The organism is Actinotignum inguinis (assembly GCF_051265835.1).
Classification (GTDB): domain Bacteria; phylum Actinomycetota; class Actinomycetes; order Actinomycetales; family Actinomycetaceae; genus Actinotignum; species Actinotignum timonense.
Genome location: NZ_JBOZDP010000005.1, coordinates 22,061 through 33,995 on the forward strand (window position 1 = coordinate 22,061; position 11,935 = coordinate 33,995).

Below are 11,935 nucleotides of genomic sequence, written 5' to 3' on the forward strand. Positions count from 1 at the left end.
GCCCGGGTGTTTGTATTCCCGGGTAGCCCGGTGTGCCGCTGAGGAGAAGGCGCGGCGGCGCTAGCTGCGGTAATGCACCGTGAAGCTGGCGCCGTCACCCATATCTACCAGGTCCCCATCTTCCAGGCCGACCGCGTGATCAGGTTCGATGCGGCGCAGCGGGCCGTCCCCGTGCTTGAGGTAGGTGCCGTTATTGGAATGGCAATCCCGCAGGAATGCGCCGCTGGCCTCTACCAGAACTTCGCAGTGGGTGCGGGAGATTTCCTGGCGCGGGGAGGGAACCGGGAGGAGTTGGGTGGCTGCCGGATCGGAGCCCGCAGCCGCGGCATCGAGGAGCGGGCGGCGGCCCATAATAATATTTTTAAGAGCCGGGCTCACCCCGCCCAACAGCACCGTCTCCCCAAACGAGAAATGTAATTCGACCGCCGGGAGCGGGGCGGGAATGCCGGAGGAAGGATAGGGCTCGGTGGTGTGCACCGGGTAGGCTTCGGTGGCCGCGGCGTAGCTGGGAACCGGGGCGCTCTCCGCCACCGGTGCCGCTGGAGCAACCGGCGGTAGCGGTGCCGCCGGCGGAAGTGGCGGTGCCGGAGGCTCCGGCACCGCCGGGTGGGCAGCCGAAGCTTCTGGGCGATCAACGGGCAGGGAAGCCGGAGCCACCGGCTGCTCGGCGGACACCGCGAGCGCTGGAGCCGCGGGCCGGCTAACCGCCGCAGGCCGACCGCTGAGAACCGGGCTGAGGCTAATGCGAGCGCCTCCGGCGCGGGCCATACCGCGCTCTAATGGGAGGGCCGGGCCAGGTGCGGTAGCTGCGCCGTCGTTCCCACCGAAAGCCGCGCTTTCCGCACCCGCAGCACCCGCAGCGCCAACGTTCCCCACCGTCACCGTGGTGTCCTGGGTGGTGGCGGCTTCTTGCCAGGTGAGGGCGTTACTGCCGTCCGCGACCGCGCGGCCGGTGACATCCCGAACGATGAGACCGTGCGCGGCCACCCGCAGCAGCGGGCCGTCGGCGTAGAACAGCGCAAAATCCGCGCCCAGCGCGGACCACAGATGCGTGAGAAGAGTGGGGAAATCGTGACCGGCGCGCATCGCTTCCCACACCGCGGCCGGATCGGCAGGTAGGGCGGGCGTGAACACCGCCAGGCCGGGCACGCAGGCCAGCAGCCCATCTCCGGGATAAGAATAGGACGGCATGGCTCCTCCTCGACCTGGTTCCATGAGTCACATCTCTGCTTGCAAGGATACCGCGCCCGGCGAGCGGCCTGCGCCACTTTCTGCCAGAATAGAGGTATGTCGCTCATGAATTGGGCCCTCGAGGTCGCCACCGCTCATCCCGAACTCGCCGGCGCGCTGGTCAATGCCGACGGGCCGTGGCTGGATGTCCTGCTCCCGGACGGACGCACCTTCCGCTTCCGCCCCTTTGAGATGATCGATCCGGATGCTCCCGAAGACAGCCGGCGCGCACTTCTTAACCGCCTCATCACTATTGGCGTATCCGGGGCCACCACCCCGCAGGTCACCGAAGGTGCGGCCGGGTCCGCCCAGCCGGGGGCGGCGTCGTCGCCCCGAAACGGTGCGAACGCGGGCGGTGCGGCTACCGGAACGGGTGCGGCCGCGGGAAGCAGCGCGCCCGAGATGCCCGGTACCCCGCCGGGCCGCGGCCAGAAAAACCTGTCCTGGCGGGAAATCTTCGCGCAATTCTTCGGGACCATGGATCCGAGCGACCCGGGGTTTCCGCACCGCGATCCCGCGCTTGATGAGCTCGCGGAGGAGCAGGATGACGCCGAGGGGCCGATTATGCCGATTGTGCGCGCCGCGGATTATTTCACGCGCGTCAACCGGCGCGAGGATGATTCCTTTATCTACCTGCCGCTCACGGATTTCGTGGGCGTGGGGCTGGCGCGCGATACTCCGGATAACATCATTCCGCTGTATTTCTCGGACCTGGATCTCATTCCGGGAACGGATGATGTGGGTCCGCTATTCGGGCACGCCGTGGAATCGCTGCGCGGCCTGAATGCGCAATCGGGCTACGCGGCCCTGGAGCTGGTGGTCATGATGTACGCGGGCGCGCGGGTGCTGGCTTTTACCGAGCCGAATAATTACCAGAGTTCGTGGTTCGCGGATGTGGATCTGGTCCAGCAGGTGGCGTACTCGATCAGCAAGCAATACAACGGCGCGCTGCCGCTGTTCGTGCCGGCTTCGCGTTCGCGCCTCTTTGTGGTGCTGGCTGATGATCCGGAGCTTCCCGCGCTCTTCAACCGTTTGCTCCAGGACTACGATATCGACGACGCTATCTACCCGCTTCCCCACACCGTGGCCGCGGACGGCTGGATGGAATGGATTCCTATGCCGGATCACCCGGCCTACGCGCCGCTGGCGAATCTGCGCGCCACCTTCCGCGGGCGCATGTACGATCACCAGCAGGAATTCCTTTCGCGCTGGCCGGAGAAAATGGGCCACGTGGCGCTCTACGAAGTGCATGACCTGGACGAAGGCGCGGTGAGCCTCACGCAGTGGCGCCGCTCGGATCACTACGGGTCCATTCCGGCGGTCGCGGATTTCATTAACTATCTTGATGATGCGGATCCGGAAGCCGCCAATATCACCATTCGCCTGGACGTGGCCCGCGATGTGTGGCCCGAGGGCTTCCAGCCGCTCGAAAATGTGTGGCCGCCTCGCTACGAGGTGTCCGGATTCCCCGATCCGGAGACCTTCCAGAAGCTGAGCGAGGCGGCGCACCGCGCGTTCTAGGCGCGGGCGCTCGCGCGTGCGGCGCGGCGGACCGCGCGGGGCCGTTTACGTGTGCGCGCGGAACGTGCGTCACACTGAACGCGCCGCTCCCTTACGCGCCGCCCGCCATAAGCGCGCCCGCTACGCGCGCCCCCACTGCCCGCGGTAGAAGCGCCCGAGCGTTTCTTCTTTGCAGGCCGCGTAATCGCCGGATTCGATAGCCGCGCGAATGGTGTCCACGAGGTGCACGGTGAAGTACTCGTTGTGGATGGTGGCGAGCGTGGCCGCCAGCGCCTCCTTCGCCTTGAAGAGGTGATTGAGGTAGGCGCGCGAATAGTTCTGGCAGGTGTAGCACTCGCAGTCGGGCACCAGCGGCCCGAAGTCGGTGCGGAACTGGGCGCGGGTCACGTTGAAACGCCCGTCCGGGGAGTAGATCGCGGCATTGCGCGCCACCCGGGAGGGATTGACGCAATCGAAAGTATCCGCGCCAGCTTCGATAGCGGCAAAGAAATCATCCGGTTCGGAAATCCCGAGGAGGTGGCGGGCTTTCGTTTCGGGAAGTTCCTCGCTCACCCAGGCGCAGATGGTCCCGAGTTTCTCCTTTTCCAGGGCCCCGCCGATCCCGAAACCGTCGAATTCTTGCCCGTCCACGCACATGGAGCCGAGGTCCCGCGCGGCTTTCCGGCGCAGATCCTCGTATTGCGCGCCCTGGATCACGCCAAAGAGCTGCTGGTAGGGCTTGCCGGCGCGTTCGATGGTGAGGCGGCGGTGTTCGGCCAGGCAGCGCTCGGCCCAGCGGCGGGTGCGCTCCAGGCTTTTCTCCTGGTAGGCCCGGGAGTTGAGAAGGGTGGTGAGCTCGTCGAAAGCGAACATAATATCGGCACCGAGCTGGTGCTGAATCCCCATAGACACCTCCGGGGTGAACCGGTGGCGCGAGCCGTTGAGGTGGGAACGGAACCATACACCGTCGTCGTCCACATTCGCGAGGCGCTCTTTATCGCGCGCGAGTTCGGTATCCGCGCGCCCGGCGTTTTTCCCGGCGTACTCGTTGCTGAGCACCTTTTTGAAGCCGGAGCCGAGCGAGAGCACCTGGAACCCACCCGAATCCGTGTAGGTGGGCCCGTTCCAGTTCATGAAGGCGGATAGGCCGCCGGCGGCGTCCAGGATCTCCGGGCCGGGTTGCAGGTAGAGGTGGTAGGCGTTCGCGAGCACGGCCTGCGCGCCGATACCGCGCACCTGCTCGGGCGTAAGCGTTTTGACGGTCGCTTTCGTGCCGACGGGAATGAACGCCGGGGTCGCGATATCGCCGTGCGGGGTGTGAATCACGCCGGTGCGTCCCAGCGGCCGCCCGGTGAGGTCCCCCACGCGCGCGTCCAGGCGCGTCCCGATCGTAAATCCTGTTGTCACGCTCTCACCTTTCTGTTGGGTGCGGTTCTTGTGTGCGGCACGCGCGTTATGCCCGGGTGCCGTGCCGCGCGCTCGCGTTGTTTTTAGTACGACGACGCCGCCACCGGCCCGCTGCCTATCGTAAGCCTTCGTGGCGTTTGACCACACCAACCACGGCATAGGTCAGCGGGAGGAATACCACTTCGATGCCGACTTTATAGAGCCAGCCCACCAGGGAGAGGTTGACGATGGACCAGAATTCGACGTTGCCGGCTGCAATATCCGCGCCCCAGGCCACGAAGCAGAAAATGATGGTGTCCAGCAATTCGCCCACGATGGTGGAGGAAATGAGGCGCACCCACAAGGCGCGTTCCCCGAAGCGGCGCTTGATCCACACCAGCACGTAGGAGTTGGAGAGCTGGCCGAAGAGGAATCCGAAAACGGAGGCCGCTACGAAGCGCGGCACCACGCCGAGCACCGCTTCGAAAGCTTCCTGGTTGGCGTAATCCGGGGCGGGCGGGGCGATCTGCACCAGCCAGAAACAGCAGGAGGCCAGGATCTGCACCCCGAAAGCAAGGATGATCGTGCGGGAGGCGACTTTGAAACCGTAAACCTCCGAAAGAAGGTCACCGATGATGTAGGTGAGCGGGAAGAGCATCGCGCCGCCGTCGAAATAAAGATCAAGACCGCCGATATTCAGGGTGATGAGCTTCGTGGCACCGATATTGGAAATGAGGAGGAAGGAGACGAAGAAAACCGCCACGTACACGAAGAGGTGGGAACGGGCGACGTCGGCGAAGCGGGCGGTGGTGCCCGAGGTGGCGCCCGGGGTCGCGGCACCGGAGGTGTTCGGGGTGGCGGCGGTGCCGGTGGAGTTCGGGCTGACGTTATTCGGGGTGACCAGGCCGTCCGCGAGCGCGGGGGCAGGAGTGGTGGGGTGTGATTCGGGGTGCGTGCTGGCGCCGTGCGGCGCGGTGGACTGCGAGCTCATCGTGACCTTTCCATGCGTGTCGAGAAAATATGGTTATGGTGTCCGGCTCTGCCACCGCACGGACGGTCATGATTATAGCGGGATGCGCGCACATGGGCATGCGTCGTAGCTCAGTATGCGGGTCAGCTGCAAGAAACCGCATTATTCATCTTCCAACTGGAAGATTTCCCGATACCGTTTCAGGAATACATTCACATTGCTGGAATAGTTCGGGTACGCGAGTGGGAGGCGTTCCGGATTATCTGAATACACCAGCACCCCATCAGGAAGATTTGCCGCCGTATCCCTTGCACTACTGTTCTTTTCCTCGAGGTCGTTGTACGCCTCAAAGGCCTTGCGAGGATCATCCTCATCAAAATGTTGAACGGCGACTTCCTGTTTCTCACGCTCAAATACCAAGAGATATAAACCGGGGCCCTGGTGTCCTTCTGTCAACTGAACAACGTCATCGGTCACGAGTTCAAGATCATCCACAATGTCCTTACTAACGCTAGACTCCCGAAGCTTTTCCCGAATTTCCTCAATACTTTGGGGAACACCGTGATCAAGCAAAACGCCTTCGCTCAGTGCAAAACCGGCGGATACCAGCCGGAAAAACTCCAATCGCTTGACGCCGTTTTCCGATATCGCCCTTGGCGCAGGGTCTTTATAATTCTCGCCGTAAACATTGCTTGCCGCCTCAATGGCAGTCGCCCACGCGTGCTGAAGCTCTGTGCGGAGCTGAACTTCGACGCGGTAGCTCAGGCCCTTTTCTTTCCCCTCGTTCTGAGTAAGTACGTGGATAGAACGATATCCGCTCGGAGGTGCGTCAACGTAGACGTAGTCTTTTACTTTCCGAACCGAAATAGCATCGGTTATGAGCTCTCGCGCTGCGTTGAGCTCATTCATCCCAGGCAGAATGATGCGGCAGCCACCGATATCATCCATCGCCCCGGCATCGTAGTTTTTACCCGGACGCAGAATCTTGCTCTCGATGGACTCCATTCGTTTGAGACGGAATGTTGCGAGGGCACCGCTCAAAGATCGGCACACCATCCGCGCTGAATCAAATACTCCCCACGTTGGCTCAAGATGCTGCTTTCGCCATTGCTGGATAATCGCGCGCGCCGCTGCGGCCTCTTTCTCATCCTCCGAACCGAGGAGGTTGGAAGCCTTTTTCGCAGCGCTACGTGTCACCGGATCCATAGTGCTAACTTCCCCCATGTTCACTAGACTACAAGGTGGAAGGAGGGCACTCGAATGGCATCTATTACACATGTGGCCGGATATATTTTGCAGCGCTGCGGGGATATGACCACCATGAAAATGCAGAAGCTCGCTTTTTACAGTCAAGCTCACTGCCTCGCCACGCGCGGGTATCCTCTTTTCCCGGAGGATTTCCAGGCATGGCGAGGTGGCCCGGTTAGCCCCGCGCTCTTCAACCAGCACCGCGGAAAGTTCATTATCCGCAAGGGCGAACTTGATAGCACGATCACGGCCGATGAAGCGCAGATCGTGAACGAGGTCGTTGACCGCCTCGCTCAGCTCAGCGGCAATCAACTTTCGGCTCGCACCCATAGCGAGGACCCCTGGAAGAATATGCGGGAAGGGCTATCACCCATAGAAATTGGAGACCGCCTCATTTCCAAGGAGTCGTTGCAAAGCTACTACACTCAGCACCCCGTTCTCGGGTAATGCGGTCCCCTCGCCACGGAAGTGAGGGGATTTTTCTGCGATCTTTGGGAGATAGCGTCACTGCGCTAGAGGACCCATAGTGCTCAGGGGAAGAATATGAACGCCACTTGGCAAAGTGAATGCGGTGCGGCCACCGGTCACCACGGCGAGGAAATCCGGGGATTTCACCATACGGGCGTCACGCAGCCGGAGTAAATTGCGCTCCCCCGCGCTCACGGCGCGATCCGATTCGCCAAGTTTCACTTCGATGCCGGCCCAGTGGCCATCGCTGAACTCAAGCAGAATATCTACTTCCAGGCCGCTCTCATCACGGTAACCGAAACAGGTGGCGCCGATCTGCTCCGCGTAGGTGCGGATGTCCCGGACCGCCATCGATTCGAAAATCTGACCGAAATATTCGGGGTCATTCGCGAGCTCTTCCGGGGTTGCGCAAAGAGCCGCGAGTGCCAGGGAGGGATCGCAGAAATGCAGTTTCGCCTGCTTGCGGAGCCGGGTTTTTGAGCGCAAAGAGCCGCTCCAGGGCGGGAGTTCCTCCACGATGAAAATCCGGGTGAGCGCATCGAGGTAGCTTCGCACGCTTTGCGGGGAGAGTTCGCCGCCGTCCGCGGAAATATCTTGGGAGAGGGTGGTCGCCGCGGTTTCACTCGCGATATTGCGGGCGAGGGAGCGCAACAGGCGCCGCACCCGTTCCGGGTCGAAGCGGGCGTCCACCTGCGCGAGGTCCGCGTGGGCGATATTGTCCACGTAGTTCTGGACGAATCGGATAAAGGCAGGATTTTGCGAGGAGACAAGGAAGGGCCAGCCGCCTCGCACCGCTTCGGTAGCGAGTTCGGGGTAGCTGAGGGCCCCGGGTACGTAGCGCACGTTCGTGGTGGTGCGTAGCTCGGTCAGGGTGATGCGGTCTTCCCGCGGATATGCTTCGCCCAGGGCCATGGGGCGCATGCGCACTCGGGAAAGCCGGCCAGCGCCGGTGTGGCGGGTAATCGAATCGGCCGGGGTTGCCGAGCCCGATAAAATGAACTGGCCCGGGGTGCGCCGCGCATCGATTTCGTGGCGGATCTCGTTCCAGAGGATCGGGGCGAGCTGCCACTCATCAACGAGCCGGGGAACATCGCCTTCCAGAACTCCCTGGGGATTGAGTTCCGCGAGGCGCTGGTTGGATGCCTGGTCCACGCGGAATTCTGATTTGGCGTGGAATATGCCCGTTTCCGTTTTTCCGCAGCCGCGCGCACCTTCAATTACCACGCCACCCATGATTTCCAGGTCTTGTTGCAGCGTTGTATCAACCGCGCGCTGAATATAAGCCATGCTGTGAGACTAGCCGTTTCGCGTGCAATTGTCACTATTGCGGGAGTTTCGATATCACTTTTGCGGACTTATCGATATCACTCTTGCGGGTTTTTTGTTATCAGTCTTGCGGATTCATGGTTGCCATTTTTACAGCGTCGCAGCTATTGCTTTTACAGGGCCGGGCTTTTCCTCACAGCTCATAGCAGCCCAGCTCACGGACCCGCCGGCTATACTTTTCGGCAGGAGCTCGTGACATACCGGGCACAAGGAAAGATTGGATCAATGAGCGCTTTCGAACCGTACCCGCAACGGGGGCCGCAACAGAACCAGCAGTATCCATTTCCGGGGCAGCCGTATCAGGGGCCAGGGCAGCCGTACCCCACCGCTCCGGAGGCGTATCCCACAGCCCCGCCCGCCTATTACCAAGAGCCGCAATTCCGCACGGTCAATAAGATCGTTTACGTGCTCCTTGCTTTCTTCTTGGGAGGCTTCGGCGTCCACCGTTTCCTGCGCGGGCAGGTAGGTATCGGAATCTGCATGATTCTGTTTAACTGGCTCACTATCGGCATTTGGGCGCTGGTGGAGTTCATTATCGGCTGCGTGAAGCTCAGCAAGTACCCCGGTGACGACTTCATCTTCACCCAGAGCGGGGATTGGATTTACTAAGAAAGGGGTAGCTCGTGGACACGATTCGTCTCACCTTTGATACAGAGAATGACGTCATCACCTTGGAAACTCCACAGTCCACTTTCGAGGCCGATTTCCCGCCTCGCGATGGGCTTTATGCCAAAGAAACAGGTGTGAGCACGTCCGTCATGGTTTCCGCCATGATGCATGCGATGTCTCTTTATCCTCATGCCATCAACGGCAAAGACTCATGGTGGCGTCTTGACGTTCCTCCTGAGGATATCCTCGAATATGAAAATAAGAAGTCTGGGTGGGACGCAACATTTTCCTTAACGTTTGTAGGGAAAAATCCCTACAAAAAACTCGATGGGTGCATCTCACAGCCCTACCTGAACGAGGGCTCCGGAGATGTGAATGGGTACAGGGGAGTCCCCCTTAAAAACGAGTGGGATGATGAAGAAGAGTACCTCTGGAGCACAGATGAGGATACGTTTTTCCTTCCCGGCGATGAATTGGGGATAGTTATGAAACGGGGGCTCGAAAAAGGCTATGAGGCCAAAGATTATTGGATGGTTCGGCCCAGTACCGGGCCGGATAGCGGCCAGTGGAAGGCAGAGTTCCGCCTACCCACTATCTGGAAACGTCCCCCGTTGCCATCACTCGACTGGCGCTAATAATGCCGGAAACCATGAAAAGGAGGGGCTGCAGTACCCTCCTTTTGTTTTTCTAATTTAGTACACCAACCGCAGCGTGGGGGTCTCCCCGTCGCGGCCCTGGGCGATAGCAATGGACTCATCCGCAGCGGTGCCCAGAGTTTGCCCTGGCATGAGGGTTGCGCCGTCGGAAATAATATATCCGGCGGTGTTCGCGAGCAGTTCGTACACGGCCTCGCGCGGGCGGTGACTGTCCTTCACCTCGAGGTCGAGGTGCCCGAACAGCGGCAGGCCCACGGTGCGCCCGGACACTACCTCGCCGGCGCGCATCGGCACGTAAACCCACAGCAGGAACGGGTCTGCGGCGTCGATCCGATAACCGGTCACCACATCGGCGGGGTAGATGATGCCCAGCTCGGGGCGCGCCACGCCCACCGCGGCTTCCTCGCCCATGAGCGAGCGGATCACGGCCGTGTACACCCGGTGCAGCGTGTGCATGGAGGTACGACGACGCGCCGCGAACTCGTCGCTCACCGGGTCGGGCATGTCCTCCCCAGAGCGCGCCATATCGGAGAAAAACGTCATCATAATGTGGAAAGCGTGCGGCGGAGCGGCGCCCTCCAGCGCGGCCGGCCCGGAGACGGGCGTGAGCAACACCGTCACGCCACTGGCCAGAAAATTGAAGACCTGCCCGCCGGGGAGCTCATCCAGGTGGACATCGAGGGCCTGGCCGTCCACTTCCACGCGTTCCAGCGCCGCGCGCACGTCAATCGGCGCACTAAAAAGGGCGACGGCGCCCAGGTGGTCAGGGGCAACAGGATGAATAGCGGACACCGGAACTTGAGCCATGTGCCCTATCGTAGCGGCTTGGCCAAGGTGGGTGCGATGCGGAGGTTCTCCCCAGGGCTGACGCGGGTTTCCTTTTTGCGCGCGGGCCGGTGCGGCTTCACGAGAATATGGTCTTCCCTCCCCACGCGAGGCCCGCTACACTGGAAACGAAAGAAACGAAAAGGGGGTGTGACGTGACGACTGTTTCAGATGATCAAATAAACGCGCAAGCTAACCGGGAGACTATGGATCAGATCCGCGCCCTTCTTGAAAAATCAAATCGAGTCGAATTGTCCTTCGACGGTGTTACGGTGGAGGTTCCACCGCTGCTGCGCGCACAGATTTCGTTGGCTTTGCTTGAGGAGCCAGATGGGGATAGGCAAATCTCCACGCAGGAAGCTGCTGACCTCTTGAATATGACCCGCCCGACCGTTGTAAAGCTGTGCGAGGAAGGGGCAATACCTTTCCGGAAAATTACCACTCATCGCCGACTGCTACTTTCAGATGTTCTGAAGTACCGCGCAAAGCAGCGGCAGGTAGCAAGGGAAGCGCTCGATGAAATGGCGGATATTTCGTACGAATTAGGCCTTGACGACATTGATCCAGAAGTCATCATCCAGACAATCCGTGAAATCCGAGAGGAATCTAAATCAAATAATCAAACTAACGACAAGAGTTGATTGTGTTATATCCAATTTTCACAACTACTTGACGCTGGCAAATACCCGATAACCCCGCTCCAGATGGCGTAAATATTCAAGTAAGGAAAGATATTATGCGACGATTTTCAACAATTCTTGTTTCTTGTGCAGTAATTATCACTTCTCTGGCCGGATGCTCTTCCAACGAGGTCAAAGATGCGGCACCTACCCCCAGTAACAAAACTACAACTCAAATCAAAACACCATCCCCAACACCATCCCCCACGAAAACTACACCAAAACCAGTAAAGCACCACGTTGGTGACACTCTTAAAAATGGGGCAGTGAAGCTAACTTTGCTCGAAGTTTCTGAAACCGATCACCTCGAGATTGTCGATGGGATGAACAAAGCAGGAACTCGACAGCCAGACGCAGGTGGCAAGTTCTTCTTGGCCAAAGCAAAGGTAGAAAATGTCGGAAAGACATCTATGGATCTTACGTGCAGTCTTCCTGTCAAGATCAAAGCCTTCTCTGCAAAATCCCAAGAATTCGACCAGGTAGACGAATTATATAAGATTGCCGGCAATCCGGAGTGCAACGATCTTATGCAGCCTGGATTCGCTAAAGAGATTACCTACGCTTTTATGGTTCCGTCGGATGCCGAAATAATCGGAGTGTTTTTCACCGATCCGTGGGGTGATGAGCGAGATAATCCGGGAATTTTCACCCTCAACGATAACTACACTTTATCTTTTGGCTAAGCTGCATTAAACCGAAAGGTGCTCAATAAGGGTCATAGGCAGCCCACACCACGAGTTCCTCGGAGAGCACGTCTTCTTTCCAGAGCACCATGGAGATGTAGGGTTGGTTCACGCCCAGCAGGTCACTGAGCTCCTGCTGCGTCGCCTGATTTATGTCCAGCAGCGCTTGAAGCCGCTCGGCTCTCAGCCTGCCTTCGATCATTGGCCGCACCCTTCTTCTCCCTTGGCCGGACTACCGTTTGATTACCTCCATGGTAGTCGGCGCTCGACTCCCCAAAATTTCTGTCGCAAGCCCCCTCTAAGATAGGAACGTACCGCCCGAGCCGCAGCACCCGCGCCGCGCCCGGGCCCGTC

At 60.0% G+C, this 11,935-nt stretch carries 13 protein-coding genes; 6 read left to right on the plus strand and 7 right to left on the minus strand.

The annotated features are described in order from the left end of the window. Window positions 1-60: 60 nt before the first annotated feature. Window positions 61-1,191: an FHA domain-containing protein gene (locus ACRQFC_RS04225; protein WP_284896794.1), complete on the minus strand. Its 1,131-nt coding sequence runs from the start codon at window positions 1,189-1,191 to the stop codon at window positions 61-63. Between the two features lie 96 nt (window positions 1,192-1,287). On the opposite strand from ACRQFC_RS04225, the gene ACRQFC_RS04230 reads away from it, so the two are divergent. After that, entirely contained in the window at window positions 1,288-2,751 is a 1,464-nt protein-coding gene (locus ACRQFC_RS04230; protein WP_284896795.1) for a hypothetical protein, read from the plus strand. Between the two features lie 120 nt (window positions 2,752-2,871). Here ACRQFC_RS04230 and tgt read toward each other — a convergent pair whose 3' ends face one another. From tgt to ACRQFC_RS04245, 3 genes are all read right to left on the minus strand, one after another. Further along, a complete protein-coding gene (gene tgt, locus ACRQFC_RS04235) occupies window positions 2,872-4,107 on the minus strand; it encodes a tRNA guanosine(34) transglycosylase Tgt (protein WP_284889982.1) in 1,236 nt (411 codons plus the stop codon). 145 nt (window positions 4,108-4,252) lie between these two features. Continuing rightward, window positions 4,253-5,107: a queuosine precursor transporter gene (locus ACRQFC_RS04240; protein ID WP_284896796.1), complete on the minus strand. Its 855-nt coding sequence runs from the start codon at window positions 5,105-5,107 to the stop codon at window positions 4,253-4,255. Between the two features lie 141 nt (window positions 5,108-5,248). Further along, window positions 5,249-6,292 carry a RelA/SpoT domain-containing protein gene (locus ACRQFC_RS04245; RefSeq protein WP_284896797.1) on the minus strand — a complete coding sequence of 348 codons (1,044 nt, stop codon included), beginning with the start codon at window positions 6,290-6,292 and terminating at the stop codon, window positions 5,249-5,251. Window positions 6,293-6,346: 54 nt separating this feature from the next. Between ACRQFC_RS04245 and ACRQFC_RS04250 the strand changes: the two genes are divergently transcribed. Then, window positions 6,347-6,781 carry a Panacea domain-containing protein gene (locus tag ACRQFC_RS04250; protein ID WP_284896798.1) on the plus strand — a complete coding sequence of 145 codons (435 nt, stop codon included), beginning with the start codon at window positions 6,347-6,349 and terminating at the stop codon, window positions 6,779-6,781. A gap of 57 nt (window positions 6,782-6,838) precedes the next feature. Here ACRQFC_RS04250 and ACRQFC_RS04255 read toward each other — a convergent pair whose 3' ends face one another. Beyond that, window positions 6,839-8,089 (minus strand): ATP-binding protein, encoded by a 1,251-nt coding sequence (locus tag ACRQFC_RS04255; RefSeq protein WP_284896799.1) that lies wholly within the window; start codon window positions 8,087-8,089, stop codon window positions 6,839-6,841. A gap of 264 nt (window positions 8,090-8,353) precedes the next feature. Here ACRQFC_RS04255 and ACRQFC_RS04260 point away from each other — a divergent pair, with 264 nt between their 5' ends. Together ACRQFC_RS04260 and ACRQFC_RS04265 are read left to right on the plus strand one after the other, a co-directional pair. Continuing rightward, entirely contained in the window at window positions 8,354-8,737 is a 384-nt protein-coding gene (locus ACRQFC_RS04260) for a TM2 domain-containing protein (RefSeq protein ID WP_284896800.1), read from the plus strand. Between the two features lie 14 nt (window positions 8,738-8,751). Then, window positions 8,752-9,372, plus strand: coding sequence for a hypothetical protein (locus ACRQFC_RS04265; RefSeq protein ID WP_284896801.1), 621 nt, complete (start codon window positions 8,752-8,754; stop codon window positions 9,370-9,372). Between the two features lie 57 nt (window positions 9,373-9,429). Here the strand turns inward: ACRQFC_RS04265 and ACRQFC_RS04270 are convergent, their stop codons facing one another. After that, the gene (locus ACRQFC_RS04270; RefSeq protein WP_284896802.1) at window positions 9,430-10,200 is read right to left on the minus strand and encodes a DUF4261 domain-containing protein; all 771 of its coding nucleotides are present in this window, start codon (window positions 10,198-10,200) and stop codon (window positions 9,430-9,432) included. A 173-nt stretch (window positions 10,201-10,373) separates the two neighbouring features. Here ACRQFC_RS04270 and ACRQFC_RS04275 point away from each other — a divergent pair, with 173 nt between their 5' ends. Further along, complete coding sequence (locus tag ACRQFC_RS04275) at window positions 10,374-10,859, plus strand: helix-turn-helix domain-containing protein (protein WP_284896803.1); 486 nt, start codon at window positions 10,374-10,376, stop codon at window positions 10,857-10,859. A gap of 95 nt (window positions 10,860-10,954) precedes the next feature. Further along, window positions 10,955-11,581 (plus strand): hypothetical protein, encoded by a 627-nt coding sequence (locus tag ACRQFC_RS04280; protein ID WP_284896804.1) that lies wholly within the window; start codon window positions 10,955-10,957, stop codon window positions 11,579-11,581. A gap of 22 nt (window positions 11,582-11,603) precedes the next feature. Here the strand turns inward: ACRQFC_RS04280 and ACRQFC_RS04285 are convergent, their stop codons facing one another. Further along, a complete protein-coding gene (locus tag ACRQFC_RS04285; RefSeq protein ID WP_284896805.1) occupies window positions 11,604-11,783 on the minus strand; it encodes a hypothetical protein in 180 nt (59 codons plus the stop codon). Window positions 11,784-11,935: the final 152 nt, after the last annotated feature.